General features: G+C 69.9%; 24 protein-coding genes. 12 read left to right on the top strand and 12 right to left on the bottom strand.

The genetic code is table 11. The features are described 5' to 3' along the window. The first annotated feature begins 215 nt into the window (after nt 1-215). The 3 genes from OG928_RS19530 (at nt 216) to OG928_RS19520 (ending at nt 4,500) form a co-directional block, all read left to right on the top strand. On the top strand, nt 216-2,411 hold the full coding sequence (locus OG928_RS19530; protein ID WP_406291077.1) for an acetate--CoA ligase family protein: 2,196 nt from the start codon (nt 216-218) through the stop codon (nt 2,409-2,411). A gap of 467 nt (nt 2,412-2,878) precedes the next feature. Beyond that, nucleotides 2,879-3,745: an enoyl-CoA hydratase/isomerase family protein gene (locus tag OG928_RS19525; protein ID WP_406285461.1), complete on the top strand. Its 867-nt coding sequence runs from the start codon at nt 2,879-2,881 to the stop codon at nt 3,743-3,745. Between the two features lie 200 nt (nt 3,746-3,945). Then, on the top strand, nt 3,946-4,500 hold the full coding sequence (locus OG928_RS19520) for a flavin reductase family protein (RefSeq protein WP_406285459.1): 555 nt from the start codon (nt 3,946-3,948) through the stop codon (nt 4,498-4,500). An 80-nt stretch (nt 4,501-4,580) separates the two neighbouring features. On the opposite strand, the gene OG928_RS19515 is transcribed toward OG928_RS19520, so the two are convergent. From OG928_RS19515 to OG928_RS19495, 5 genes are all read right to left on the bottom strand, one after another. Further along, on the bottom strand, nt 4,581-6,299 hold the full coding sequence (locus OG928_RS19515) for a cation acetate symporter (protein WP_406285458.1): 1,719 nt from the start codon (nt 6,297-6,299) through the stop codon (nt 4,581-4,583). Beyond that, nucleotides 6,296-6,709, bottom strand: a complete 414-nt coding sequence (locus OG928_RS19510) for a DUF485 domain-containing protein (RefSeq protein ID WP_406285456.1) — start codon at nt 6,707-6,709, stop codon at nt 6,296-6,298. The genes OG928_RS19515 and OG928_RS19510 overlap by 4 nt, the downstream gene beginning before the upstream one ends. A 405-nt stretch (nt 6,710-7,114) precedes the next feature. Next, nucleotides 7,115-8,182 (bottom strand): Zn-dependent alcohol dehydrogenase, encoded by a 1,068-nt coding sequence (locus OG928_RS19505; protein ID WP_406285453.1) that lies wholly within the window; start codon nt 8,180-8,182, stop codon nt 7,115-7,117. A gap of 414 nt (nt 8,183-8,596) precedes the next feature. Continuing rightward, nucleotides 8,597-9,730 (bottom strand): GDSL-type esterase/lipase family protein, encoded by a 1,134-nt coding sequence (locus OG928_RS19500; RefSeq protein WP_406285450.1) that lies wholly within the window; start codon nt 9,728-9,730, stop codon nt 8,597-8,599. A 51-nt stretch (nt 9,731-9,781) separates the two neighbouring features. After that, entirely contained in the window at nt 9,782-11,203 is a 1,422-nt protein-coding gene (locus tag OG928_RS19495) for an MFS transporter (protein WP_406285449.1), read from the bottom strand. A gap of 158 nt (nt 11,204-11,361) precedes the next feature. On the opposite strand from OG928_RS19495, the gene OG928_RS19490 reads away from it, so the two are divergent. Continuing rightward, on the top strand, nt 11,362-12,048 hold the full coding sequence (locus OG928_RS19490) for a TetR/AcrR family transcriptional regulator (protein WP_406285447.1): 687 nt from the start codon (nt 11,362-11,364) through the stop codon (nt 12,046-12,048). Nucleotides 12,049-12,174: 126 nt separating this feature from the next. On the opposite strand, the gene OG928_RS19485 is transcribed toward OG928_RS19490, so the two are convergent. From OG928_RS19485 to OG928_RS19475, 3 genes are all read right to left on the bottom strand, one after another. Beyond that, on the bottom strand, nt 12,175-12,633 hold the full coding sequence (locus tag OG928_RS19485; RefSeq protein ID WP_406285445.1) for a carboxymuconolactone decarboxylase family protein: 459 nt from the start codon (nt 12,631-12,633) through the stop codon (nt 12,175-12,177). 194 nt (nt 12,634-12,827) lie between these two features. Then, a complete protein-coding gene (locus OG928_RS19480) occupies nt 12,828-14,114 on the bottom strand; it encodes an MFS transporter (RefSeq protein WP_406285443.1) in 1,287 nt (428 codons plus the stop codon). Continuing rightward, complete coding sequence (locus OG928_RS19475) at nt 14,111-14,650, bottom strand: ArsR/SmtB family transcription factor (RefSeq protein ID WP_406285440.1); 540 nt, start codon at nt 14,648-14,650, stop codon at nt 14,111-14,113. Before OG928_RS19475 ends, OG928_RS19480 begins: the two co-directional genes overlap by 4 nt. 396 nt (nt 14,651-15,046) lie before the next feature. On the opposite strand from OG928_RS19475, the gene OG928_RS19470 reads away from it, so the two are divergent. Then, the gene (locus tag OG928_RS19470; RefSeq protein ID WP_406285438.1) at nt 15,047-16,084 is read left to right on the top strand and encodes a hypothetical protein; all 1,038 of its coding nucleotides are present in this window, start codon (nt 15,047-15,049) and stop codon (nt 16,082-16,084) included. A gap of 212 nt (nt 16,085-16,296) precedes the next feature. On the opposite strand, the gene OG928_RS19465 is transcribed toward OG928_RS19470, so the two are convergent. The 3 genes from OG928_RS19465 to OG928_RS19455 all read right to left on the bottom strand — a co-directional run bounded on the left by OG928_RS19465 (nt 16,297) and on the right by OG928_RS19455 (nt 19,012). Further along, nucleotides 16,297-16,629 (bottom strand): helix-turn-helix domain-containing protein, encoded by a 333-nt coding sequence (locus OG928_RS19465; RefSeq protein WP_406285436.1) that lies wholly within the window; start codon nt 16,627-16,629, stop codon nt 16,297-16,299. A 161-nt stretch (nt 16,630-16,790) separates the two neighbouring features. Next, nucleotides 16,791-17,669: a TIGR03619 family F420-dependent LLM class oxidoreductase gene (locus tag OG928_RS19460; protein WP_406285435.1), complete on the bottom strand. Its 879-nt coding sequence runs from the start codon at nt 17,667-17,669 to the stop codon at nt 16,791-16,793. A gap of 416 nt (nt 17,670-18,085) precedes the next feature. Beyond that, nucleotides 18,086-19,012 (bottom strand): cyclase family protein, encoded by a 927-nt coding sequence (locus OG928_RS19455; protein WP_406285432.1) that lies wholly within the window; start codon nt 19,010-19,012, stop codon nt 18,086-18,088. A 280-nt stretch (nt 19,013-19,292) separates the two neighbouring features. Between OG928_RS19455 and OG928_RS19450 the strand changes: the two genes are divergently transcribed. The 3 genes from OG928_RS19450 to OG928_RS19440 all read left to right on the top strand — a co-directional run bounded on the left by OG928_RS19450 (nt 19,293) and on the right by OG928_RS19440 (nt 22,279). Continuing rightward, nucleotides 19,293-20,219 (top strand): SDR family oxidoreductase, encoded by a 927-nt coding sequence (locus OG928_RS19450; protein WP_391586514.1) that lies wholly within the window; start codon nt 19,293-19,295, stop codon nt 20,217-20,219. Nucleotides 20,220-20,312: 93 nt separating this feature from the next. Then, nucleotides 20,313-21,497, top strand: a complete 1,185-nt coding sequence (locus OG928_RS19445; protein ID WP_406285429.1) for an acyl-CoA dehydrogenase family protein — start codon at nt 20,313-20,315, stop codon at nt 21,495-21,497. After that, complete coding sequence (locus OG928_RS19440) at nt 21,494-22,279, top strand: SDR family oxidoreductase (RefSeq protein WP_406285427.1); 786 nt, start codon at nt 21,494-21,496, stop codon at nt 22,277-22,279. The genes OG928_RS19445 and OG928_RS19440 overlap by 4 nt, the downstream gene beginning before the upstream one ends. A 28-nt stretch (nt 22,280-22,307) precedes the next feature. On the opposite strand, the gene OG928_RS19435 is transcribed toward OG928_RS19440, so the two are convergent. Beyond that, the gene (locus OG928_RS19435; protein ID WP_406285424.1) at nt 22,308-22,571 is read right to left on the bottom strand and encodes a hypothetical protein; all 264 of its coding nucleotides are present in this window, start codon (nt 22,569-22,571) and stop codon (nt 22,308-22,310) included. 254 nt (nt 22,572-22,825) lie between these two features. On the opposite strand from OG928_RS19435, the gene OG928_RS19430 reads away from it, so the two are divergent. Genes OG928_RS19430 through OG928_RS19415 form a run of 4 tightly spaced genes read left to right on the top strand, consistent with a single transcriptional unit; the run spans nt 22,826 to nt 26,182 of the window. Further along, nucleotides 22,826-24,007, top strand: coding sequence for an acyl-CoA dehydrogenase family protein (locus OG928_RS19430; RefSeq protein ID WP_406285422.1), 1,182 nt, complete (start codon nt 22,826-22,828; stop codon nt 24,005-24,007). Nucleotides 24,008-24,021: 14 nt separating this feature from the next. Next, a complete protein-coding gene (locus OG928_RS19425) occupies nt 24,022-25,188 on the top strand; it encodes a CaiB/BaiF CoA transferase family protein (RefSeq protein ID WP_406285420.1) in 1,167 nt (388 codons plus the stop codon). Then, complete coding sequence (locus OG928_RS19420) at nt 25,185-25,712, top strand: MaoC family dehydratase N-terminal domain-containing protein (protein WP_406285418.1); 528 nt, start codon at nt 25,185-25,187, stop codon at nt 25,710-25,712. The genes OG928_RS19425 and OG928_RS19420 overlap by 4 nt, the downstream gene beginning before the upstream one ends. Beyond that, complete coding sequence (locus tag OG928_RS19415; protein ID WP_406285415.1) at nt 25,709-26,182, top strand: hypothetical protein; 474 nt, start codon at nt 25,709-25,711, stop codon at nt 26,180-26,182. The genes OG928_RS19420 and OG928_RS19415 overlap by 4 nt, the downstream gene beginning before the upstream one ends. Nucleotides 26,183-26,188: the final 6 nt, after the last annotated feature.

The raw sequence follows: 26,188 nt of genomic DNA, 5'->3' as shown, positions 1-26,188 counted from the left end.
GCGCGATGACCAGCAGATATCCGCTACATGTTTGACCAAGTCAGCAAATGTCCAGGTGATCGGACAGATGCGTGGGGACCGGGCCGGTGAGACAGTGGACAGCCCTGACGTCCCATCAGCAAGCTAACTGACTAACCGTCAGCTCGATTCCGGCTCGGTTGCGTGTCGATCGGATCCGGCGGCGACGAAAGATCGAAAAAGGGACGGGCGCGATGATGCTTCACGACAGCAGAGGACACCACTTCCCGGGGCACACTCGAACCAGCGTCACCGCGAACGCTGATCCGGCGGCCGAACTCGACGTGACCGGCCGACCACTCGCGCTCCGCCCCGCCGACCTGGATCGTTTCTTCCGACCGCGCACCGTGGCCGTGATCGGCGCCTCGGACACCGAGGGCCGACCCGGCGCGCGCATCACCGCGCAATTGATCGCGTGGGCCGAGCGTGTGGGCGCGCGGTTGTTCCCCGTCAACCCCAAACACGAGCGGATCGCCGGACTGCCGTGTCACGCCGACATCTCGGTCGTCCCCGAGCCGATCGACCTCGCGGTCGTCCTGGTCGGCGACCCCGCCGAGGTGCTGGAGCAACTCGCGGGAGCGGGGGTGGGCTTCGCGGTCGTGTTCGCGGCCGGATTCGCCGAGTCGGGGGCCGCGGGGGCCGAGGCGCAGGCCCGGCTCGCCCAGCTCACGTCGGGCGGCTCGCTGCGCCTGCTCGGGCCGAACACCAACCTCAACGCGTTCGAGGAGTTCCGCACCGACCTCGAAGGCCCCGCGATCGCGCTGATCACCCAGAGCGGCCACCAGGGCCGGCCGGTCTTCGCGGCGCAGGAGATCGGCATCCGGGTCTCGCACTGGGCCCCGGTCGGCAACGAGGCCGACCTCGAAATCGCGGACTTCATCCGGCACTTCTCCGACCAGGAGGAGGTCGGCGTGATCGCCGCGTACGTCGAGGGCTTCAAGGACGGACGCACGTTCGCGCTCGCGGCCGACCACGCCGCCCGGCAGGGCGTACCGGTCGTGGTGGTCAAGGTCGGGCGAACCGAGACCGGCGCGCGGATGGCGCAGTCGCACACCGGCAAGCTGACCGGCGGCGACCGGACCGCTTCGGCGGTCTTCCGGCAGTACGGCGTCACCCGCGTCGACGGTCTCGACGAACTGATCGACACCTCACAGCTGTTCGCGCGCACCAAGACCCCTCGCGCACAGGGGGTGTGCGTGTACTCGATCTCCGGGGGCACCGGCGCGCACATGGCCGACCTCGCCGCCGCCGAGGGCCTGACGGTCCCTCAGCTGGCGGTTTCCACGCAGGAGCGGCTGCACGAGTGGATCCCGCCGTACCTGACGGTGTCCAACCCGGTGGACAACGGCGGGCACCCCGCGGGCGACGAGCGCGGGCGCAAGATCATCGACACGATCCTGGCCGACCCCTCGATCGGGGTGCTGGTGTGTCCGATCACCGGCGCGTTCCCGCCGATGAGCGACCGGCTCGCGCAGGACCTCGTCGACGCGGCGGAGGCGACGGACAAGGTCGTATGCGTGGTCTGGGGCTCCCCGGTGGCCGACGAGGACGCCTATCGGGAGATCCTGCTCAAGTCGAACCGGGTCGTGGTCTTCCGTACGTTCGGCAACTGCGTGCGGGCGCTGCGGGCGTACTTCGACTACCACCGCTTCCGCACCCAGTACGCGTCGCCGTTCGAGGACGTCCCGCGTACCGCGTCGCCGGCCGCCGCGAAGGCCAAGCGGCTGCTGTCGTCGGGCAAGCCGCTGTCGGAGCACTCCGCGAAGCAACTGCTGCGCACGTACGGGATCCGAGTGCCGCGCGAGCAGCTGGTGACCTCGGCCGCTGCGGCGGTGCGCGCGGCCGGGCTGATCGGCTACCCGGTCGTGATGAAGGCGTGCGGTCCGCAGCTGCCGCACAAGAGCGACCTGGGCCTGGTCAAGCTCGGGCTGCGCTCGGCCAGCCAGGTGCGGGACGCGTACCGCGAGATCACCGACGCGGCCAAGGAGGCCGGGGCGGGACGCCTCGAAGGCGTGCTGGTGTGCCAGCAGGTCGATCGCGGCGTCGAGATGGTGGTGGGCATCTCGCACGACGACCTGTTCGGGCCGACCGTGTCGGTGGGGCTCGGCGGGATCTTCGTCGAGGTCTTCGACGACATCGCGATCGGGGTACCGCCGTTCGGCGCGTACGAGGTCAAGCGGATGCTCGGCGAGCTGCGCGGCCTCAAGTGCCTCCAGGGCCTGCGGGGGCAGCCGCCGGCCGACCTGGACGCGCTCGTGGACGTGGTCATGCGGGTTCAGCGCATGGCGCTCGAACTGGGCGACGAATTGGCCGAGTTGGACATCAACCCGCTGATGGTGATGCCGCGCGGCGGCGGCACGGTCGCCTTGGACGCGCTCGCCGTGGGGCGCTGACAATGCCCTCGAACGCCGCCCGGGCTCTTCGGCCTCAAACGCCGGCCGGGCTGGGCGGCCTCAAACGCCGGCCGGGCTACTTACGTCCCGACCGACACTCAAGCGCAACCCGACCCACCCAAGCCATCCTGACCCCGGCCACCCCAGCCCACGCATCCACAACCGACCAACCCCTCCACTGCCCAACCAGCACATCCACAACCCAGCCGAACCATCCACAGCCCGGCCGGCGTTTGAGGCCACCCAGCCCGGCCGGCGCTTGAGGCCAAATAGCCCGGCCGGCGCTTGAGGCCACCCAGCCCGGCCGGCGCTTGAGGCCAAATAGCCCGGCCGGCGCTTGAGGCCAAATAGCCTGGCCAGCGCTTGAGGCCAGGCATTCCAGCCCGTCCGGCGTTTGAGGACAAGCCCGTCCGGCGATTGAGGACGGGCCGCACAACACCAAACGACATCAGGGAGCCGAACCGCACATGCCCACCACCGAACCCGAACCCGAACCCGAACTGCTCCACCGCATCGAGAACGGCGTGCTCTGGCTCACCCTGAACCGCCCAAAGGCCAGCAACGCAATCACCTGGGCCCAACGAGAGCTGCTCATCGAACTCCTCGGCGAGGCTTCCGCGAACGAGGCAGTCCGCGCAGTGATCCTCACCGCCGCAGGCCCCAAGCACTTCTGCACCGGCATGGACCTCCGCAGCTCCCCCGGCACCAAGTCGCTGCTCGCCGCCCCCGACGCGGCCGACGACGACGCGGCGCCCAAGCCCCCGGCCCGCCCCACCGGCTACGCGACCCGGATGATGAAGACCGGTGTGCAACGCCTCACCAACGCCGTCCTGGACTGCGAGAAGCCGGTCATCGCGGCGGTCAACGGCACCACCGCCGGCTACGGGATGAGCCTCGCGCTCGCGTGCGATCTGGTGATCGCCGCGGAGAGTTCGCGCTTCATCCAGATCTTCACCCGTCGCGGCCTCGTGCCGGACGGCGGCAGCGCGTACCTGCTGCCGCGCCTGGTGGGCCCGCAGAAGGCCAAGGAGCTGATGTTCTTCGGCGACGACCTGCCGGCCGCCGAGGCGCTCCGGATCGGGGTCGTCAACAAGGTCGTCGCGGACGACGAACTGCAGGCCGTGGCTCGCGAATGGGCCGAGCGGCTCGCGACCGGCCCGACCCGGGCGTACGCGTTCACCAAGCAGCTGGTGAACCGCTCGCTCGACAGCGACCGGGTGGCCGCGTTCGACGAGGAGGCGCAGATCGTCGAGTTGAACATGACCTCGCGCGACGCGAACGAGGGTGTCGCATCTCTCATGGAGCGGCGCAAGCCCGAGTACTACGGCTGGTAGTCGACGGGCGTGCACACCCACGACGGCGGGCGGATGGGCCCCGGCGGGCCCACCGTTCGACCGTTGTGCCTTACGCCACAAGACAACTGACGAGTCGTCAGGTGTGACGAAGGACCCGTTCTCCTTTGATTGACGCAAGGAAATCGGGTGACGTAGCGTCACAGACCCGACGCCCCAAGACACCTGCGAGGAAGTCCACCATGGGCCAGATCGACGCAGCGAGCACGAAGCCGGCGGATCCCGCGGCCATCGCCCTGCCCGAGGGCGGGGCCATCGTCGAGGCCGCCACGTTCCGGCACGTCCTCGGCCACTTCGCGAGCGGTGTCACGGTGATCACGGCACTGGACGGCGACACCCCGGTGGGCTTCGCGTGCCAGTCGTTCGCATCGCTCTCACTCGACCCGCCGCTCGTGACGTTCTTCGTCGCGAAGACGTCGACCACGTGGCCGCGGATCCGGCCGGGCGGCCGATTCTGCGTGAACGTGCTCGCCGAGGACCAGGAACTCCTGTGCCGCGGCTTCGCGGTCAGCGGCGCGGACAAGTTCGCGGGCGTGTCCCACACCCCCGCGCCGACCGGGTCCCCCAGGCTCGACAACGTGCTCGCCTGGATCGACTGCACGCTGGAGAGCGTCGTCGACGGCGGCGACCACGAGATCGTGATCGGCCGCGTCCAGGCGCTGGCCGCCCCGCGCGTGGAGTGCGCGCCGCTGCTCTTCTACAAGGGCCGGTTCGGCCACCCCAGCGACAACGCCTAGAAATGATCTCGGACTCATGAGGCCGCCGAACCGCGGCGCACACTCATAAGTCCAAGATCATTTCGGCGGGAGGACGCGGGTCAGTGCGCGCCGGCTCCGGTCAGTGCCCTGACCTCGAGTTCGGCGAACTTGCGGTCGTCGTCATCGTCTCGGCGACGCCGGGCGGTCAGCGCCCCGAACGCGGCACACGCGAAGCCGACCGGGATCGAGATGATCCCGGGGTTCTCCAGCGGAATCGGCGCCTTGGTCGTACAGCTGAACAGCGCCGTCGCGTTGCCGATGTTCTTGGTGTCGATCGACACGCCGCAGTCCTCGGCCTGCTTCGCGTTGAGCTGCTTGATCGCGGGCTTGGTCTCGGTGGCCCCGCCCCAGCAGATCGGGGACAGCGCCACCACGAGCACCGACGTGACCAGGCCGCCGTAGATGCCGAAGACCGCCCCACGCGTATTGAAGTTCTTCCAGAACAGCGAGAACACGATCGCCGGCAGGTTCGCCGACGCCGCGATCGCGAAGGCGAGGGCCACCAGGAACGCGACGTTCAACTCGCGCGCGAACACCGACAGGACGATCGCCGCCGAGCCGATCACCAGCGCCGAGACGCGCGCGACCCTGACCTCTTCGGCGTCGGTGGTGCGGCCCTTGCGGAAGACGTTCGCGTACAGGTCGTGCGCGAACGACGAGGAGGACGCGAGGGTCAGGCCCGCGACCACCGCGAGGATGGTCGCGAAGGCGACGGCCGCGATGAAGGCCAGCATCAGCGCGCCGCCGGTGGTGCCGGCCCCGCCGCCCAGGTGCTCGGCGAGGCGGGTCGCGGCGGTGTTGCCGGTCGGGTCGGCCGACTTGATCTCCTTGCTGCCGATCAGGGCCGCCGCGCCGAACCCGAGGATCAGCGTCATCAGGTAGAACACGCCGATGATGCCGATCGCCCAGGTGACCGACTTACGCGCGGTGCGGGCGTCCGGCACGGTGTAGAAGCGCACCAGGATGTGCGGCAGGCCCGCGGTACCGAGTACCAGTGCCAGACCGAGCGAGATCAGGTCGATCTTCGACCAGCCGTCAGTGGCACCGTACTTGAGGCCCGGCTGGAGGAAGGATTCCCCGGCACCGGACTTGCTCGCGGCCGTGCCGAGCAGGTCGGCGATGTCGAAGTTGAACTTCGCCAGCACCCAGACACACATCACGAACGCGCCCACCATCAGCAGGCCGGCCTTGACGATCTGCACCCAGGACGTGCCCTTCATCCCGCCCACGGTCACGTACACGATCATCAGCGCGCCCACCACGGCGATGACCGAGATCTGCGCGGTGTCGCTCTTGGCGTCGAGCAGCAGGGACACCACCGAGGCCGCACCGACCATCTGGGCCAGCAGGTAGAAGATCGACACGACGATGGTGGAGACGCTCGCGGCCATCCGCACGGGGCGTTCGCGCATCCGGTTCGCCAACACGTCGGCCATGGTGAACCGGCCGGAGTTGCGCATGGGTTCGGCGACCAGCAGCAGCGCCACCAGCCAGGCGACCAGGAAGCCGATGGAGTACAGGAATCCGTCGTAGCCCGACAGCGCCAGGATGCCGGCGATGCCGAGGAAGGAAGCGGCCGACATGTAGTCGCCGCCGATCGCCATGCCGTTCTGGAGGGCGGAGAACGAGCGGCCACCGGCGTAGAAGTCCGACGCCGTACGGTTCTTGCGGCTCGCCCAGAACGTGATGCCGAGGGTCACCGCGACCAGGACGGCGAACATCGCGAACGTCCAGCCTCTGTTGCTGGACTCCGCGGCGAGGTCGAGAGAGGGATTCATGCTTCCAGTTCCTCTCGCAGTTCGATGGCGACGGGGTCGAGCCGGATACGCGCGAATCGCGAGTAGGCCCAGGCGATCACGAACGTCGAAACGAACTGAAGCAGCCCGAACACCAGGGCGACGTTGATGTGATCGAAGAGTTCCTTGGCCATGAAGTCGCGCGCATAAGCGGACATGACCACGTAGAGCAGGAACCAGGCGAGAAACGCGGCGGTGACCGGAAAGATGAACGACCGCTGCCGCTTCTTCAGGCCGACGAAGCGGGGATCCTGCTCCATCTCGAAGTAGCCGGTGCGGTCGTCCACGTATTCGGCGCGCTGGTGCGGAACACCGGGCTTCCCGTCACCCGGCGACGATGCGGGGTCACGCTCGGGCGGTCGTTCGTGCGTTTCCTCGTGCGGAGTCGGCATGGGGCGGTAGGGCTCCTCTCCAGCGGACACCCCGCGCGTGGCCCGGAGCGCCGATCGGGTACCAGACCGCGGTCCGTGGGACCTGGGGCCGCAGCGGAGCGAGTTTAGAGGTGCCGCAAGGACGCGCGGAACCTATCCGATCAACTGAAAGCGGGACTGGCTGGTTACGCGGATAAACAATGAATCCACGCGAACCACAGAATTGAGCAAAATTGTCGCTGGAAACTCCACAGTCGACCGAACCATTACCTGAAATGCTCACTCACGCATGTCTCGATCAATATCCGACACGGCAGGAAACCGATCGATCAGCGGGGATCCGTGCGCGCCGCCGGCGCTCCGGACACGACGAAGCGCGCCGTTCCGATCACGAACGGCGCGCTTCGACGGAGGGTCGGTCGGGGATCAGAAGACGAAGACGCCCCGGGCGATCTTGCCGGCCTCGGCGTCCTCGACCGCGTGGTGGAAGTCGTCGAGGGCGTAGGTCTGGGTGACCAGTTCGTCGAGCTTCAGGGCGCCGGTCTTGTACAGGTCGGCGTAGCGCGCGATGTCGTACTGCGGGCGAGAGGAGCCGTAGCGGCAACCCATGATCGACTTGTCCAGGAACATCGAGGACACGTGGAACGACGCCTCGGCGTCCGACGGCGCGACGCCCAGGATGATCGCCTGGCCGCCCCGGCCGAGCATGTCGATCGCGTTGCGGATCACCGCGACGTGGCCGACGCACTCGAACGCGTGGTCCACGCCGCCGGGCACCAGCGCCTGGACCGCCTTGACCGAGTCCTCGACCGCGCGCGCGTCCACGAAGTCGGTCGCGCCGAACTCCCGCGCCACCGCCTCCTTCGCGGGGTTCGCGTCCACCGCCACGATCCGTACCGCGCCCGCGAGCTTCGCGCCCTGGATCACGTTCAGGCCGATGCCGCCGGTGCCGATCACCGCCACTGTGTCGCCCGGCTGCACCTTGGCCCGGTTGAGCACCGCGCCGACGCCGGTCAGCACGCCGCAGCCGATCAGCGCGGCGGAGGCGAGCGGGATGTCCTTGGGGATCTTGACCGCCTGGACGCCCTTGACCACGATCTTCTCCGCGAAGACCGACAGGCCCGCGAAGTTGTAGACCGGGTCGCCGCCGCGCGTGAACGGCTGGTTGAGCTGGCCGAAGCTCTTGGCGCACATGGTGGGCCGACCGCGGTCGCACTCGCGGCACGCGCCGCACGACGCCAGCGTGGACAGCGCCACGTGGTCGCCGACCTTGACGTGCGTCACCAGCTCGCCGACGGCCTCCACGATGCCCGCGCCCTCGTGCCCGAGCACGACCGGGGGCGGGAAGGGGATGGTGCCGTTGATCACCGAGATGTCGCTGTGGCACAGACCGGCCGCACCGATCTTCACCAGGACCTCGTTGGCCCCGGGTGCACGCACCTCGAGGTCATCGACGATCGAGGCTTCCTTGCCGTCGAAAAGAACGCCCTTCACCGGTTCCTCCTCCATCGGAAATGGGCTGATGAGCCGGGGCGCTCGACGGGTGGCCGGTTCGACGGCTCCGGAGCTCAAGCGCGCACGCGTACCCGCGCGGCACTCTAGCCCGGAACTGATGCTCAGTCAGCCGGTTGTGACAGTCCTCTCGTACCCCACCGAAACCGCCTCTGAGCAGCCCGTCGATCACACACGTGTCGCATCGACGGAGGGTTCATCACCGGTACCACAGCGGGTACTTCAGCCCCACACGAGCCGCCGGCCACATCCGGGTGGACGGCTCTCGCCCGGGTCCGGAGCACCGAGCCCGGAACCCGGAGCCCGGGGCCCGGAGCTCCGAGCCCCGAGCCCCGGGATGCCCGGTGCGGGCCGCCCTCGGCGGCGGGCCCGCCCGCGGGCGACTTGCCGTCGCGCTCACAGTCGCAGGTACGCCAAGTCCACGGCGTCGGCCATCACTCGCGCACCCGAGTCGTTGAGGTGCAGGTGGTCGCCGCTGTCGAGGTCGGGCCGGATGAAGTCCGGCGCGTCGGGGTCCTGGACCGCCGCCGCGACGTCGACGACCGCGTCGAAGACGGCCGTCGTACGGATCCAGTCGTTGACAAGCCGGCGGATCACCCGTCCTTCGGGGCTGTCGATGCCGGGGTAGATCGTGCCGGCGTAGGGCCCCATCGTCATGCCGATGGTGGTCAGTCCCGCCGAACGCGCGCGGGCGGCGAGCGCGGTGAAGCCCGCGATGAGGTCCTCGGCGGTGGCGGGGGGCTCACCGGACATGCCCGGCAGTCCGAGGTCGTTGAGGCCGAAGTGGAACAGCACGTGCGTGGCCCCGGGTACCGCGAGGACGTCGCGGTCGAAGCGGGCGAGTCCGCGGAGGCCGACCTCGTCGGTCAGCAGCCGGTTGCCGCCGATGCCCTGGTTGACCACCCAGCCTCGGTCGAGCCGCCGATTCAGCTGGTTGGGGAAGCGCTGGTTGGTACCGATGGAGGTGCCGACGCCCTCGAACCAGGAGTCCCCGAACGCCACGGCGATCGCGGTGCCCTCGGGGGCGAGGACATCGACGCCGGCGACGTAGTAGCGGCCGGCTGCCTCCTCGGCGTCGTCGAAGGCCGCCGAAACGGCGTTGCCGGACGCGACGTAGGCGTTCTGCGACGGGGTGTGGGAGTACGTCGCCAGGCCGGTGTCCCCGGGCAGGTACACGGTCAGCGCCAGATCGGTTCCGGCGTGCACCGCCAGGTCGACCGGGTCGCTGTGGACCCGTCCGCCGACGGGGATGGTCACCTGGGTCGCGCCGTCGAAGCGCAGCTCGGTGTCGGTGGCGGGGTCGACGGCGCTGCCCCCGGCGCTCACGGCCAGGCGTGCGGCACCGATGACGAGAGGTTCCTTGCCGTACTCGTTGTCGAGCAGGACCCGCACTGCGGTGCCGCCGCCGTCGAGGTGGAGGACTTGGCGCAACGTCTGGTCGTGGAAACCGCGGGACGGCTGGATCTGAATGCCCTCGTGCGGGCTGAGCACGGCCGAACGGAAGCCCGCGACCCAGGTTGTCTTCGTCATGATCCGTGAACTCCTTGACGTGAAGGGGTGGTTGATCGGCAGGGGTGATGGTCAGACGCGGGCGGGTCGGGGGCGGCCGACCGTACGCCGGGCGCGGAGGCCCGCCGCGGCCAGGGCGGCCAGGGCAAACAGCGCTGCCGCGGCCTGGAAGGCGAAGGTGTAGCCGTCGGTGGCGGCTTGTTCGGGGGAAGGGCCGTTGCCGGTGTGGGCGTCGGCGAGTGAGGCGAACAGGGCCATGCCGATGGTGGGGCCCATGAGCATCGTCGTGTTGAACGCGCCGCCGGCGAGGGCGGCTTGCGCGGGCGGTACGTCTCCGGTCGCGGCGACCACCGCACCGGCCGCGGTCAGGCCGATGCCGAGGGGAAGGGCGAGCATGCCCGCGAGCGGGGCGCCGACGTAGGCCGCGTCCGCGCCGATCCGGGCGAACAGCAGGAAGGCCACGGCCATCGTCGCCAGGCCCAGCGCGGCGGTCCGTCGGGCGCCCAGGCGGGCAACGACCCGGATGCCGGCCACGCTGACGGCGATCAGCACGAGCGTGTACGGGACGAAGCCCATCGCCGAGCGCAACGCGGACCACCCCAGGACCCGTTGGAAGTACAGCGACATCAAGAACGCGGCCGTCGACCCGGCGATCGGCGCGAGCATGCCGGTGGCGAGCCCGGCGACGCGACGGCCCGAAGCGAGGAACCGCAGCGGCATCAGGGGTGCCGCGGCCCGGCTCTCGGCGACGCCGAAGGCCGCCAGCAGGACGAGTCCCGCGCCCAGCGGCAGGAGCACCGCGAGGGCGAGCCAACCGTGCGTTCCCACGGCCACGAGCCCGAGACTGAGCAGCGCGACACCGCCGGTGACCAGGGCCGCGCCGAGAACGTCCACACGGCCGCGTACCGGCGCCGGGCCCGCGGGCAGGTGCCGGCCGGCGAGGGCCGCGACGGCGAAGCCGGCCACCGCGAGCGTCACGAACGCCCACCGCCACGAGGCCCAGGTGGCGGTGGCGCCGCCGAGTTGCATGCCCAGTGCGGCGCCGACGCCGGACAGTCCGCCCCATGCGGCCATCGCCCGCCCGCGCGCGGCGTTGCCGGGGAACACGTCGCCGACCAGGGCCATCGCGGCGGGTGCGGCGACCGCCGCACCCGCGCCCTGGGCGAGGCGTGCCGCGATCAGCCAGGCACCGCCCGGAACGAGCGCACCCACGAGCGACGCCGCGGCGAACACCGCGGTGCCCACGCGGAAGGCGGCGCGCCGTCCGCGCAGGTCCGCCATGCGGCCGCCGAGCAGCAGCAGACCGCTGAACGCCAGGGTGTACGCGGCGCCGGACCACACCAGGCCCGACGCGCCGAGGTCGAGGTCGGCGGCGATGTCGGGCCCTGCCGCCGAGGTGATCGTGACGGCGGTGTTGAGGATCGCCTGCACCGTCCCGAGCAGGGCGAACGCCGCCCCTGTTCGTACCGGCCGCACGGCCTGGTCGTGGTTCATTGTCCTGGTCCCCCGCTCTTCGGCTGCTTCGGCGGGGCGCCCGCCGAGAACTGAACCATACAGTGCGGTTCACATGAACTCAACAGTGCAGTTCAGATGAACTCACCGGTTCGGTTCGGATTCGCCTAGACTGCGACCAGACGACAAAGGAGGCGACGGTGCCCACAACCGAGCAGGCCCCCAGGCGGATCCCCTCGGGCGATCGTGCGGCGGGCAAGCGCAAGGCGATCCTGAAGGCGGCCACGGACGCCTTCCTGCGGGAGGGCTACGGCGTGGGCATGGACACCATCGCCGCCGAGGCCGGCGTCGCGAAGGTGACCGTCTACAACCACTTCGGCAGCAAGGAAGCCCTCTTCACGGCGATCGTCGGCGAGATCCTGGAACGCGCGCTGGCGGAGTCGACTCACCTGATCGAGGAGCGGCTCGGCTCCTCGACGGACGTGCGGGCCGACCTGACCGCGATCTGCGAGGCGTGGGTCGCGGGCCACGCCACACCGGAGGTGCTCACGCTGCACAACGTGGTGATGGGCTCGATGCCGCGGTTGCCCGACCTGGGCCGCACCTGGCGGGAGTTGGGGCCGGACCGGTTCCACGTCGTGGTCCGCACCGCCCTCGGCGAACTCGTCGAGCGGGGCGAACTCGCCATCGACGACGTCCCCTTGGCCGCGATGCAGCTCTCGGGTCTGGTCCTGCTGCCGCACATCGCGTACGGGTCGGCGGGTGCCGTCCCCGACGCCGATCTGACCGCCCGGCTGATCACCGGCGGCGTCGACATGTTCCTGGCCCGATACGGCCCGACGGCCGCATCCCGTCCCGATGTCGCACCCGGCCCGCCGGGGGCGTGAGGCGGGCCGGCGGTTGCGGTCCGGCGAACCGCCGGCGCCGACTCGACCGGGATGGGCAGCGAACCGACCCGACAACGCCGAACGCCCCGGAGGGTAGGTCCGGGGCGTTTCGGGGCGGGTGGTGGTTCAGCTCCAGTCGGCGCCGGCGACCTGGTGGGTGGCGATGTTGATGCGGTTCCAGACGTTGACGGAGGCGATGGTGAGGAGCAGGGCGGCGAGTTCCTGCTCGTTGAAGTGCTTCGCGGCCTCGGCGTAGACCTCGTCGGAGACCGGGTCGGGGCGGTCGGCGATGCGGGTGACCGCCTCGGTGAGGGCGAGGGCCGCGCGTTCGGCCTCGGTGAACCAGGGGGTGTCGCGCCAGCCGGCGACGGTGTCGATGCGCTCGTCGCTCTCGCCGGCCTTGCGCAGATCGCGGGCGTGGCCGTGGACGCATACGCCGCAGCCGTTGATCTGGCTCGCCCGCAGGTTGACCAGTTCCGTCAGGACCGGCGACAGGCCGACCTTGCTCGTGACCTTGCCCAGCCCCAGCAGCGCCTGGAAGGCACCGGGGACGACCATCGCGGGGTTGCCCATACGTGCGCTCATGACCGAATCTCCTTCGAAGTGGCTCCGGGGCCGGCACCGAACCGCCCGCCCCGTTCTTGTCCGTCACAGCACTGACGGAGCCCACCGAAGAAATGTGACCGCCTGACGCCGACAATTTTTCGGGCCCGCCCACACCCTGTGGACGGCTGCCCGATCGACCGAAGGGGTGCGGTGGCGCCGGGGATCGCGGAGCCCTAAATGGCACTTTCCTGAACGGGATCCCGGGATTCCGGGTGATCTGGATCATCGGCCGGGGCGGCGGCACGCAGCGCCGCCTCAACCTGGCGGTTGCTGGTCATGGTCGACGTGACGGCGGTCATGGTGAGGAGGAGGCCGGCGGCGGTGTAGAGCGGGGTGCGTACGTCGTAGGTGGTGGCCAGCCAGCCGCCGAGGAAGGCGCCGAACGGGGCGGCGCACATGGCGAGCATGCGGGAGGTGGAGGTGACCCGGCCCATCAGGTGGGCGGGGACGATCGCCTGTCGGAGGGAGGGGCCGAGCACCATCGTGGCGCCCATGCCCGCTCCGCAGACGGCGAGCGCGAGGCCGGCGACGTACGGGTTCGGGGCGACGGCAAGACCCAGGATGGCGAGTCCCTCGACTGCGGCCGTGCAGGTAAGTGCGGTGCCGGTGCCGAGTCGTCGGCCGAGGAAGGAGGCGATGCCCGCGCCGAGCAGACCGCCGGTGGCCTCCGCCGTGAGGAGCAGGCCGAAGCCGAAGGTGTCGATGCCGAGACGATCGTGCGCGAAGAGGGCGAGCACGGTCTCCACGGCGAGGAAGGCGATGTTCCCGACCGCCGGACGCAGCGCGAGCCCGAGCAGCAATTGATCACGGAATACGTACGAGGCGCCGGCCCGCGCCTGCCGCAGCAGCGACTCACGGGCCTGCGGTACGGGCCGGGGTGCGGCAGGCAGCGACCGTACGAGCAGTGCGGAGAGCGCGAACGACACCGCGTCGGCGAGCAGCGGAACCGCCCGCCCGAGCGCGAGCAGGGCACTGCCCGCAGGCGGCCCCGCGAAGCCGGACGCGGCGGTCTGGGCGCCGCGCAGGCGGGAGTTGGCGCGCTCCAGGAGCGCGGGGTTGCGGCCGAGCAGATCCGGCAGATAGGCCGTGGCGGCCGTGTCGAAGAAGAGTCCGCCGAGGCCGAGCAGGAAGGCGACGGCCGCGAGCAGTGGAATGCTCAGCACGTCGAGCGCGGCCGCTGCCGCCGGTATCGCGAGCAGCACCGCACGCGCCGCGTCCGTGACCCACATCGTGCGCCGACGGTCCCAGCGGTCCACCAGCGCACCGCCGAGCACCCCGAAGAGCAGCCACGGGAGCGTTCCGGCGGCCGTGACGACGGCGAGCGCCATCGGATCCCGCGTCAACGTCAACGCGAGCAGCGGCAGCGCGGCATGCGACACCCCGTCACCGAGCGAGGACACCGTCTGCGCGGTCCACAGCCGTCCGAACCCGGTGGGCAACTTCCGAACGTCTGAGGTCACTTGGCGTCCCCTTCGGCCTGCTCGCGCGGTGTCGGGTGGAACAGTGCGAAGACGAGTGACGCGTCCGGCAGCGACGGATCGGACAGCTCCCGGTACTCGTCCGCCAGTGCCTTCAGCCGCGCCCCCAGCTCCGCGAACTGCTCCTCGGTGAGCCGCAGATGCGCCATCCGTACGTGCCGCTCGCCATCCACCGGCGCTGCTTCCAGGTCCGCCACCGCATGCCGCATCAGCACATCCGGCCCTCCCTCGCCCGGATCCGGCAGCACGATCGCCCGCGCGGCCATCGCGTAGTACCGCTCGGTGACCCCCCGGACCTTCCGCGTTCGTACCACCTTCACCAGGCCGGCCCGTTCGAGCAGCCGTACGTGGTAGCTGGAACTCCCCTTCGCGAGGCCCACTCGCTCGGCGATCTGCGTAATCGTCGCGGGCTCGAAGCGGAGCACGGCCATGATCCGGTGACGCGTGAGATTGGAAACGGCGCGTAGCTGCTCGTCAGTGGTGACATGGAACGTCTCGGGAACATCATCGGTAGGCATGACCCCAATGGTCAACACTTCTTGACCATTGGGCAAGGGGTTTTGTTCGGGCTTCCGGAATCGGCTGTCCAGCCGAGGCCTTCGCTCCGGCGTCGAGGCGTTCGGAGTGTGGCGCGTTGATCGATCCCAGCCGGCGCCGGCGCGGGCTGCCCGGCGAGCCGAGGCCGAATCCGAGGGAAGGGTGGCGCCACATCGGATCAGCGTTCGGTTGCGAACTCGGGATGTTGCGAGCGCAGTTCGTGACGCCGGACGTCCGTCACGCAATGATGTCGGATAACGCTATTTGGTGACGGAACGTCAGAAACGGTTGGTCGCTCGATCGGGTGAAAGTCGGGCGTCGGCGGGCAAACGGCCGTTACGGTTCGACTACGGAAAGCGGCGATCACCTCGCTGAAGGTGATCGCCGCTAGTCAGCCCGCTGTTAAGGCAGCGCACCAACCGAAAGGCAACGCCGTGTTCCCGGCGCATCCTCACGCCCAAGCATGCCCGAACTGTTCCTCTCCGACCAGCGACCCCGGCAGGATTCCCCCATATGCGCGTCGCGCCATGTGGCTGGATACCGTGCGCCGCGATCCGGGCATCGAGCGCACGCTATTGCTGTTCGCACTGTTGCTCGCCTCCCACGCGAAGTCCGACGGCACCGGCATCCGCGTCACGCACGCCATCCTCGCCGCCGAAGGTGGCTTCCACCTCTCCACCGTTCGCCGTGCGCTCGACGCGTTGCAACGGCGCGGGCTCCTGCTTCAGGTCCACCGCGGCCATCGGCTCGGGGACGGCAACTCGTCGCTCAGCGAGTACACCCTGCTCCTGCCCTCAACGGCTCACCCCGGTGGATCCTTGAGGGGCGGCTCAGCCGCTCACCGGGATGAACCGCAGAGCGCCTCGCCGGACCCGACCCGGAAGCACTCAACCGCTCACCGCACCGCCTCAACGGTTCATCCGGATGAGCCGCTCCCTGTACTTACCTCTATCAGGGAAGGAACGGGGTCTCCCCCCACTCCCTCCCGCCCGAGCCCACCCGACACCGCGTCGTTTCGAGCGGCAAAGGTCCTGATCGAACAACTCCCTCCGGAGTCACACCAATTCCTGCTGCCCGGCCTGCATCGGGTCGCGCTCAAGCTCGCACAACGCGCCGACCGGACCGTGCTGATCCACGACCTCGCGGACACCATCCGAACGCGCGGACCGCTCACCGGCCCCGGAATCCGTTCACCGCTGGCCGTCCTCCTGTATCGCGTGGACGAGGCGATCGAGATGCACGCGACCATGCGGGAGACATTCCGACGATCCATCAACCCGGACCCGACGCCCACCCCCGACCCCGCATCCGCATGCGATTGCACACGCGGCTGGCGCGGCGAGGACCGCGAGGGCCGACCGATCCCGTGCACACTCTGCAAGCCGCGCTACGGCAACCACGCACCGCCGTTCTGAGTGTCGCCGGTGCGTGCTCTGCGTGGCCGGCATGGGTGGCGCCGGCAAGGAGTTGGCTTCCGGGGTTCAGGCCGCGTGGGGCTGTCGTCCGTCAACGGCGGTGTACGGGCCGCCCCTTGAGGGCCCGCACGAGGGTTGCCCAAGAGTGCGGCAGGATGCAAAAGCGCCCGTGCTCACCGGGCTTGGCCTCTCGGACCGAACCTCTGTGCGCCTCAAGCCGCGTGTGGGGTGCAGGTGATGGTGGCACCGTCGCCGTTCAGGGTGATGTGCAGCGATGCGTCGAGCGCCTTCGCCAGTCGGGACAGCAGGGGGAGTGTGGGCACGGTGTCGCCGAGTTCCAGTTTGGAGATCTGCGGCTGTGTCATGTCCGCGCTCCGGGCGAGCTCGGCCTGGGAGACACCCAGCGCGGTCCGCCGCTCGTGCACCGCCCGCCCGAGCTCGAAGGCGATGATGCCCTCCAAGCGCGCGGCGTCGGCCTCCGGCGATCCGGTGGGGCTCTCCAGGAGCTTCCAATCGCGGATGAGCTTCCATCGCGGGTGGCTCATGAGGATCTCCCTTCGTGCGCGTGCTCACGCTCGCCCGGGCGGGCCCTCCGGCTCGGTCCCGAGCACTCGGAACCCATCCATACAATCAAGTATATATCTCGCATATTCGACTATTCGACTATTCGGCATGGAAGCGCGGCGGGCGAGACGGGCGCACCCCGTCAGATCCGGTCGATGATCGTGTCCGCGAACCACCGGCTGCGCTCCAGGCGCTGTTCCAGCGTCGCCGTGTACGGGTTGTACGCGCTGTTCGCGATCATCCACGGCGCGACCTGAAAGCCGGTCACGCCCTTGTCCGTCCAGCGCTTGTACACCTCGACGTCCGGCGCGCCCCGCATCGCCAGGATGATCTCGAACGGCTCGCCCGCGCGCCCCGCGTCGGCCAGGTGCCCGCGCAGCCGGCCGATGATCGCCTCGGCGCCCTCCTCGTCGTACTCGACCCCGATCCAGCCGTCGCCCAGCCGGGCCGCGCGCCGCAGGGCCGCCTCCGACTCGCCGCCGAAGTAGACCGGGATCGGCGCGCTGGGTACCGGCGCCATCTGCACCGCGGGGAAGTCCACGTACCGGCCGTGGAACTCGACCATCCCGCCCCGCCACAACGCGCGCAGCGCGGGGACCATCTCGTCGAGGCGCTTGCCGCGGGTACGGAAGTCCTGTCCCGTGGCCGCGAATTCCTCCGCGCACCACCCCGGCGCGACGCCGAGCGCGACCCGGTTGCCCGACATCACCGCGGCCGTGGAGACGAGCTTGGCGACGGTCATCACGTCCCGCGCGGGGGCGACGTACACGTTCGTGGTGAAGCGCAGGCGCTCGGTGACGGCGGCCATGGCGCCGATCGCGACCCACGGGTCCGGCCACGGCGTGTCCGGGAACCAGAAAGGCTTGCCGTCCGCGGAGACGGGGTAATGCGAATCGAGGACTTCCGGGAAGAAGAGGTGATCCGAGACCGCGATGCCCTCGTAGCCGTGTGTGTCGGCCACCTGGGCGATCCTGGTCAGGTTCTCCACTTCCAGGAACGCCATGGACTGCCAGAACTTCATGTGGTGCCTCGCTGAACTGATGCACCGGCGCGAAGGCGCCGACGTGCGGATGTGCCGATGTGCCGTGGTGCTTTTGGTGCCGGTGGTACGGGAGTTGCCGCTGCGCCGCCGTCCCGGCGACGCAGACGAATCGTGATCAGGGGACCGCAATCCGATCCCCGCAGGGTGTTGACGCGCCGTCCGACACTGATCACCCTGAGTGTGGCGGTCGTTCGCGAGGGGACGACGAGGCGCCCGGGAAGTGCCCCGGGTTTCCTCGACGAAGTGGGACCGTCGCCGTTCCGGGCCTCGTCGCGGTGCCCGGAACGCGCGCGGGCCCCGGACAGGACAATCCTGTCCGGGGCCCGCGTGCCGTCCGTCTACGCGTGTTCGGCGCGCGACGGACGGTATCCGCTCGATCGAGCGGATCGATCGCCCTACTTGATCGCCACCGGGTTCACCGGCGTGCCCACGCCGCCCACGAAGGGCTCCGGCGAGGCCTCCAGGAAGAACTCGTACACGCCGTCCTCGGCACAGTCCGCGGACAGCTCCTCCAGGTTCCAGTTCTGGCCCTGGAGCATGCCCATCTCCACCAGGTGCAGCGCGTGCACCGCCATGAAGCAGTCCTCGATCTCCGGCGGGAAGACCTCGAACGTCACGGTGTCGTTGGCCACCGCCGCCACATCGCGCGCGTGGAACCACTCCGGCGTGTACACCGACAGGCCGGGACCGTAGAAGTACATGTCCTTCTCGCCCGCGAAGTACTGCCGGATCTGGCCGGTCCGCACCAGCACGATGTCGCCCGCGCGCACCTTGACGTTGCCGAACTCCTCGGCCGCCTCCAGGTCCGCGGGGGTCACCGCGTACTCGGGCGGCAGGATGTCCAGGCCCTTCGCGCGGGCCACGTCGAGCAGCACGCCGCGCGAGACGAGGGTCTTGACGTTGTGGATGCCGAGCTTGCGCGCGCCGTCCTCCGCGGTGACCGTCTCCTTGGCGGAGTGGCCGTTGTACAGGCGGTCGTCGTAGGTCGCGTGGGTCAGCCCGTCCCAGTGTGTGCCCGCCTGGATGCCCATCACCACGGAGTCGTCGCTGGTGGCCACCGTGCCGGGGCCGAAGACCTCGTGGTTGACCAGGAACGTGGTCCGCTTGGGGTTGTCGCGACCGGGGATCATCCCGTTCTGGATGCCGTCCTCGCGCAGTTCCACGGCCAGCGAGAAACGCTTGCCGGTACGCACGCAGCCCGCCGCCGCCTTGACCACGTCGGCCGTGATCAGGTTCATCGTCCCGATCTCGTCCTCCTGGCCCCAACGGCCCCAGTTGTTGACGCGCGCGGCCAGTTCATGGAACTCGGGGGGCAGCGACATAGGGGGCCTCCTCCAGGCGGTGGTGACACGTGCTCACACAGGCGAAATACCGACAGGCGCACTCTCGGAATCCGATGATCGCGCTGTCAAGTGTTGTGTGCTGCGGCACTCTACCCAGGAAAACTAACGGATCGTCAGATAATGTCGAGAGGTCGTTCTCACAGCCCGCGCACCTTGCGTCCACAGGGCTGTGCGGCGCACACCGACCGACCCGACCTGGGCCTGCGGCCCTCGATTTCCGGGGCCTACCACGAGGCCACCGACAAGGAGCGGACAACACATGGGTGACTTCCTCACGGGCAAGGTAATCGCGGTCACCGGCGCGGGCCGCGGCATCGGCCGGGCCGTCGCGCTCGCCGCCGCAGCGCACGGTGCCAAGGTCGTCGTGAACGACTACGGCGTCGCGATGGACGGCAGCGAGCCGACCAGCGAGGTCGCCGACGCCGTGGTGAAGGAGATCGAGGCGCTCGGCGGCGAGGCCGTCGCGGTCGCCGACTCCGTGGCCACGATGGAGGGCGGCGCCCGGATCGTGCAGGCCGGCGTCGAGAAGTGGGGCCGGATCGACGGCGTCGTGACCGTCGCGGGCAACCTGCGCGAGCGCATGCTGTTCAACATGACCGAGGACGAGTGGGACAGCGTCATCGCGACCCACCTCAAGGGCACCTTCACCGTCGTGCAGGCCGCCTCGAAGGTGATGAAGACCCAGGGCTTCGGTTCGATCGTCGGCTTCACGTCCGGCGTGTACGCGCTCGGCTCGGTCGCGCAGGCGAACTACGCGGCGGCCAAGGGCGGCATCGTGTCGTTCGTGCGTTCGGCCGCGCTGGGCCTGAACAAGTACGGCGTCAACGCCAACTGCGTCGCGCCGGTCGCCCGCACCCGGATGTCCGAGGGCGTCCCGCAGACGCTCAAGGAGATCGGCGACCCCGAGGACGTCGCGGAGCTGGTGGTCTTCCTGCTCTCCGACCACGCCAAGAACATCACCGGTCAGGTGTACACGACCGCGGGCCCCAAGATCGCGCTCTGGGACCAGCCGCACGAGATCAAGACGATGTACGCGGCCGACCGCTGGACGGCCGAGGAGATCGCCGAGAAGCTGCCCACCCAGATCGGCCAGGACCCGATGCCGGTGCTGGCGCAGCTCAAGGAGTACGCGGCCGCCGCGGCGAAGAAGAAGGCCGCCGAGGCCGCTGCCGCCGCCGGCAACTGACGCCCACTCGGCAGGCCGGCACGCGCGCGGGGTTCGGTGTCGCGAACCCCGCGCGCGCACGTCGCCGTCGCAGCAGAAGAGATTGGACAGGCTGTGGATTTCCGGTACAGCGCCGAGGACGAGGAGTTCCGGGCCGAGGTCCGCGAGTGGCTCCGGGAGAACCTCTCCGGTGAATTCGCCGCGGCCGTCGGTACCGGCGGTCCCGGCAGCGAGCACGAGCACTTCGAGATCCGCCGGGCCTGGGAACTGCGGATGGGCGAGGGCGGCTGGATCGGCCTCGACTGGCCCAAGCGGTACGGGGGCCGCGAGGCGACCCTGATGCAGCAGGTGGTCTTCGGCGAGGAGTACGCCCGCGCCCAGGCGCCGGGCCGGGTCAACCACATGGGCGAGAACCTGCTCGGCCCGACCGTGCTCGCGTTCGGCACCGACGAGCAGAAGGCCCGCTTCCTGCCCGCGATCGCACGCGGCGAGGAGCTGTGGTGCCAGGGCTATTCGGAGCCGGGCGCCGGTTCCGACCTGTCCAACCTGCGCACCTCGGCCGTCGTCGACGAGGAGTCCGGCGACTGGCTGATCACCGGCCAGAAGGTGTGGACCTCGCTCGCGCACGAGGCGAACTGGTGCTTCGTGCTGGCCCGCACCGACCCCGCGTCGCAGCGGCACAAGGGCATCACGTTCCTGCTCGCGCCGATGGACCAGCCGGGCATCGAGATCCGCCCGATCGTCCAGCTCACCGGCACGAGCGAGTTCAACGAGGTGTTCTTCGACAACGCCCGCGCGCGGGCCGAGCACGTGGTCGGCGAGGTCGGTGCCGGCTGGGGCGTCGCGATGGGTCTGCTCGCGTTCGAGCGCGGGGTGTCCACGCTGGCCCAGCAGATCGGCTTCGAGATCGAGCTGGACAAGGTCGTCGCCGAGGCGAAGGCCAACGGCGCGATCGAGGACCCGGTCCTGCGCGACCGGCTGTTGCAGAGCTGGATCGACCTCAAGGTGCTGCGCTGCAACGCGCTGCGCACGCTCGGCTCGCCCGACCCCGGCGCGGCCTCGGTGGCCAAGCTGGTGTGGGCGAACTGGCACCAAAGGCTCGGCGGGCTCGCGATGGACGTCGGCGGCGCCGTTGCCACGCTGGCCGCCGAGGCACCCTACGAACTCTCGGAAGCCCAGCGGCTTTTCCTGTTCACCAAGTCCGACACCATCTACGGCGGGTCGAACGAGGTGCAGCGCAACATCATCGCCGAGCGCGTCCTCGGCATGCCCCGTGAACCGCGAGGAGACGCCAAGTGACCCCCACCCCCGCCCCCGCCTACGTCGAGGGCCACGGCCTGCTCGCCGGCAAGACCGTCCTGATCACCGCCGCGGCGGGCACCGGGATCGGCTTCGCCGCGGCCAAGCGGGCCGCCGAAGAAGGCGCCGTGATCGCGATCAGCGACAAGCACGAGCGCCGGCTCGGCGAGGCCGCCGACGAGCTCGCGAAGCTGATCGGCTCGCGTCCGCTGGCCGTTCCCTGCGACGTCACCGTCGAGGAGGACGTGCAGAACCTGATCGACACTGCCGCGCGCGAACTCGGCGGCATCGACGTGCTGATCAACAACGCCGGGCTCGGCGGCGAGGCGAACCTCGTCGACATGACCGACGCGCAGTGGGACATCGTCATGAACGTGACCCTGACCGGCACCTTCCGCTGTACGCGCGCGGCGCTGCGGCACATGCAGCCGCGCGGCAAGGGCGTGATCGTCAACAACGCCTCGGTCCTGGGCTGGCGCGCGCAGAAGGGCCAGGCGCACTACGCGGCGGCCAAGGCCGGCGTAATGGCGCTGACCCGCTGCTCGGCGGTCGAGGCGGCCGAGTTCGGCGTCCGGGTCAACGCGGTCGCGCCGAGCATCGCGATGCACGCCTTCCTGGCCAAGGCGTCGTCGGAGGAGCTGCTCGACGAGCTGTCCGCACGCGAGGCGTTCGGCCGCGCGGCCGAGCCGTGGGAGGTCGCCAACGTGATGGTCTTCCTCGCCTCGGACTACTCGTCGTACATGACCGGCGAGGTCGTCTCGGTCAGCTCGCAGCGCGCCTAGTGCCGCGCGCACCGCTCCTGACGGCACGTCAAGAGCGGTGCCTGGGCCCGGGTATCAGTCCCCGCAGGGACCTGCCCGGGCTCTCGCGCGCGCCGGCCCAGTCGGGTCCGCGACTGCCGCGCGCGAGCAGGTCGAGGATGTCGGGCAGCAATTCGGAGACCCGGTACGGCGGTCCCTCGGCGTCGGCACCGTCCGACCCCGAGCCGGCCGAGTCGTCCGGCTCCCGCGCCGACCACTCGACCTCGCACCACGGGTGGTCTCGACCACATTGCGGACAAGCATTTCCGCTCATGTCCATCAACGATAGGTGGTCGATCGCGGACGCGCCGTAACTTTTCCGGACTTGTCCAGAACCACTTCGTCCGCCGCACCGTTCGCGCGCGCGGGACCGAGACGGGGCCCACACATCTTGTGGCGACCGCCACTCGAAATGAACCCAGGCCGGTGTTACCTTGATCTGACTATCCGTCAGGTTCTGTGCCGGCTGCCTCACCTGCACGTACACAGGTGAGGCTGCCGGCATGGGCGCGCCCCGAAAGGCGACCCGTGGACTTCGACTTCTCCCCCGACCAGACCGCGTTCAGCGAGACGGTCGAGCGGTTTCTCGACGCCAATCCCGACTCCGAAGTGTTCGACGTGACCCGGGAGAACATGGCCCAGGTCGTCGACACCCCCGCACGCCGCGCGTACATGCGCAAGATGGCCGACCAGGGCTGGCTCGGCATCACCTGGCCCCAAGAGTGGGGCGGCCAGGACGGCGACGGGGTCTACGAATACCTCCTCAACGAAGCCCTCGCCGGGCGCGGTGGACCGCAGATCGGCAAGGGCGTCGGCATCATCGGCAAGACCCTGCTCGCGCACGGCAGCGAGAAGCTCAAGGCCGAGTTCCTGCCCAAGATCCTCAACAACGAGGTCGAGTTCGCGGTCGGCTACAGCGAGCCCGAGGCCGGCTCCGACGCCGCGTCGATGAAGCTGCGCGCCGTCCGCGACGGCGAGGGCTGGCGGCTCAACGGCCAGAAGACCTGGACCACGTCGGCGCACTTCGCCGAGTGGTACTGGGTCGGCGCGCGCACCGACCCCGATGCCCCCAAGCACCACGGCATCACGCTCTTCCTGGTCCCGATGGACCACCCGGGCATCACCGTCCGCGGCATCTGGACGATGGGCGACGAGCGCACCAACGACGTCTTCTTCGACGACGTCTGGGTCTCCGACGAGTACGTGGTCGGCGAGCTGAACAAGGGCTTCCAGTACATCTCGCAGGCGCTCGACCTCGAACGCTTCACGATGTTCTCGTTCGCCCCGATCCAGCAGCGGCTGAACGTGCTGGTCGACTACGTCGGTACGGCCACGCGCGACGACGAGCCGCTGCGCGAGGACCCGATCGTGCGCAAGCAGGTCGCGACCCTGGTGACCGAGGCCGCCGTCGCCCGCCTGCTCGGGCTGCGCGTGGTGGCCGCCGCGGCCGGTGGCGGGAAACCGCCCACGGTCGAGGCGTCGGGCTACAAGCTGTACGCCACCGAGCTGTCCAAGCGGCTCGCGAACGCGTCGATGGACATCGCCTCGCCGGGCACCCAGCTGCGGGTGGGCACCGAGGACGCGCCGATGACCGGTCGCGCCGACTCGACCTACCGCTACACCGTGCTCGACACCATCGGCGGCGGCACCTCCGAGGTGCAGAAGAACATCATCGCCCGCCGCGGTCTCGGCCTTCCCAAGAACTTCTGACGGGACCTCAGGTCGTGTCCGGAGAGTTCCTGGAAGGCGTCACCGTATTGGATCTCGCGAGCGTGGGCCCCGCCGCCCGCGCCTCGCGCTGGTTGGCGGACTACGGGGCCGACGTGATCAAGGTCGGCCCGGTCCCGGCCAAGAGCGGCGTGCAGATCGCGCCCCCCTACTACTCGTACAGCGCGCATCGGCGGATGAAGCGCGTGCTGGTCGACATGAAGGCGCCCGAGGGCCGCGAGGCGTTCCTGACCCTGGTCGAGAGCGCCGACGTGGTGATCGAGAGCTTCCGGCCCGGGGTCGTGGACCGGCTGGGCATCGGGCCGGACGCGGTCGCGGCGCGCAACCCGCGCGTCGTGTACTGCTCGACGTCCGGCTTCGGCCAGGACGGCCCGCACTCGCAGCAGGCCGGGCACGACCTGAACTACCTCGGCGTGGGCGGCTTCCTGCACATGTCGGGTCCGGGCGCGGACGGCGGTCCGCCGATCCCCGGCGCGACCGTGGCCGACAGCGCGGGCGGTGGCATGCACGCGGTGATCGCGATCATGGGCGCCCTCTTCCGTCGGCAGAACACCGGCGAAGGCGCCCGCCTGGACGTCTCGGTGGCCGACGGCATGCTCGCGCTGATGGCGCTCGGCGTGGACGAATACCTCGCCACCGGTGTCGAGCCCGAGCCCCGGCACGGCATTCTGACCGGCCGCTACGCGTGCTACGACACCTACCGCGCCCGCGACGGGAAGTGGCTCGCGGTGGCCGCGATCGAGGGCCGGTTCTGGGCGAACCTGTGCCGGCTCACCGGTCTCGACAAGTGGGCGCCGCGACAGCTGGACGACGACGCGCAGGACGCCATCCGAGCCGACCTGGCCGCCGCGTTCGCGACCCGCGACCGCGACGACTGGGTGGCCGAGCTGGCGCCGGCCGACACCTGCGTGTCGGCCGTGCTGTCCGTACCGGAGCTGCTGGAGGACCCGCAGTACCGGGCGCGCGGCGCGTTCACCACCGCCAAGCACCCGGTACAGGGCGAGTTCCGCCAGGTGGGTCCGGTCCTCGCGGGCCAGCGGGCGCCCGTCGACCCGTACCCGGTCCGGGAATCCGAGATCACCGACACCGACGAGCTGCTCACCGCGGCCGGGCTCAGTCCCGAACGCGTCGCCGAGCTTCGCGCTTCAGGAGTGGTCGCATGACGGCACAAGACACCGCGCTGCCCGAGGACGTGGCGGCGCTCATCGGCAAGTTCCAGTACGAGAAGCGGGGTGACTTCCCCGCCGAACGCGGCTACATCTGGACCTCGTGCGCGTCGGTCCGGAACGGCAACCCGCTGTTCTGGGACGAGCGGGTCGCCGAGGAACTGACGGGCGGTCGGATCGCCCCGCTCAGCCTGCTCTCGGCCTGGGCCCGCCCGCACTACTGGGCGCCCGGCGCGGAGGGCGAACAGCTCTCCCTCCAGGTGCACTTCGACCTCAAGATCCGCTTCGAACTGCCCGAGGCGATCATGACCGACAACACCAACGTGTTCTACGAACCGGTGCGCCTCGGCGACATCGTGACGTCGCGTCAGGTGCTCAAGTCGGTCAGCCCGGAGAAGCGCACCAAGCTCGGCGTCGGCCGCTTCTGGGTGATCGACGTCGAGTACCACAACCAGGACGGCGCCCTCCTGGGCACCGAGTCCTACACGGGCTACGGCTACCGGCGGGAGGCCACCGCATGAGCGACCTCACCCTCGACCGGCTGACCAAGGGCGACGCGCTGCCCACGTTCGGCGTCGACGTCACCGCGACCACGGTCATCCTGGGCGCGTTGGCCAGCCGCGACTGGCGGCCGATGCACCACGATTACAAGTTCGCGGTGGAGCGCCAGGGCGTCCAGGACATCTTCCTGAACACCCCGAACCAGGCCGCCTGGTTCGAGCGCTACCTCAACGACTGGACCGGCCCCCGCGGCCGGATCGGCCGGATGGTGTTCCGGATGACCAAGCCGGTCTTCCCCGGGGACCACATGCTGCTCACCGGCACGGTGGACGAGGTCTCGGTGGACGAGGCCGGCTGCGGCTGGGTCCGCGCCGAGATCTCGCTGACCGTGGACGGCGAGCCCCGCACCACCGCCACCGCGCGAATCGCGTTGCCCACCACCCCCGACGACAACCCGTGGGACCGGCGCGGCGAGCGCTGGAAGCCCTAGAGGAGA

This window comes from Embleya sp. NBC_00896 (assembly GCF_045207785.1).
Taxonomy (GTDB): Bacteria; Actinomycetota; Actinomycetes; order Streptomycetales; family Streptomycetaceae; genus Embleya.
The sequence above is the reverse complement of the archived record's forward strand: the minus strand, read 5'-3'. Positions and strand labels throughout refer to the sequence as shown.

Coding starts and splice junctions, on each gene's coding strand:
- OG928_RS19435 (WP_406285424.1), bottom strand. CDS start 22,571: ATGAGCGGAAATGCTTGTCCGCAATGTGGTCGAGACCACCCGTGGTGC.
- OG928_RS19485 (WP_406285445.1), bottom strand. CDS start 12,633: ATGAGCGCACGTATGGGCAACCCCGCGATGGTCGTCCCCGGTGCCTTC.
- OG928_RS19465 (WP_406285436.1), bottom strand. CDS start 16,629: ATGAGCCACCCGCGATGGAAGCTCATCCGCGATTGGAAGCTCCTGGAG.
- OG928_RS19500 (WP_406285450.1), bottom strand. CDS start 9,730: ATGACGAAGACAACCTGGGTCGCGGGCTTCCGTTCGGCCGTGCTCAGC.
- OG928_RS19420 (WP_406285418.1), top strand. CDS start 25,185: ATGACGGCACAAGACACCGCGCTGCCCGAGGACGTGGCGGCGCTCATC.
- OG928_RS19415 (WP_406285415.1), top strand. CDS start 25,709: ATGAGCGACCTCACCCTCGACCGGCTGACCAAGGGCGACGCGCTGCCC.
- OG928_RS19510 (WP_406285456.1), bottom strand. CDS start 6,709: ATGCCGACTCCGCACGAGGAAACGCACGAACGACCGCCCGAGCGTGAC.
- OG928_RS19520 (WP_406285459.1), top strand. CDS start 3,946: ATGGGCCAGATCGACGCAGCGAGCACGAAGCCGGCGGATCCCGCGGCC.
- OG928_RS19455 (WP_406285432.1), bottom strand. CDS start 19,012: ATGTCGCTGCCCCCCGAGTTCCATGAACTGGCCGCGCGCGTCAACAAC.
- OG928_RS19530 (WP_406291077.1), top strand. CDS start 216: ATGCTTCACGACAGCAGAGGACACCACTTCCCGGGGCACACTCGAACC.
- OG928_RS19515 (WP_406285458.1), bottom strand. CDS start 6,299: ATGAATCCCTCTCTCGACCTCGCCGCGGAGTCCAGCAACAGAGGCTGG.
- OG928_RS19475 (WP_406285440.1), bottom strand. CDS start 14,650: ATGCCTACCGATGATGTTCCCGAGACGTTCCATGTCACCACTGACGAG.
- OG928_RS19525 (WP_406285461.1), top strand. CDS start 2,879: ATGCCCACCACCGAACCCGAACCCGAACCCGAACTGCTCCACCGCATC.
- OG928_RS19450 (WP_391586514.1), top strand. CDS start 19,293: ATGGGTGACTTCCTCACGGGCAAGGTAATCGCGGTCACCGGCGCGGGC.
- OG928_RS19495 (WP_406285449.1), bottom strand. CDS start 11,203: ATGAACCACGACCAGGCCGTGCGGCCGGTACGAACAGGGGCGGCGTTC.
- OG928_RS19460 (WP_406285435.1), bottom strand. CDS start 17,669: ATGAAGTTCTGGCAGTCCATGGCGTTCCTGGAAGTGGAGAACCTGACC.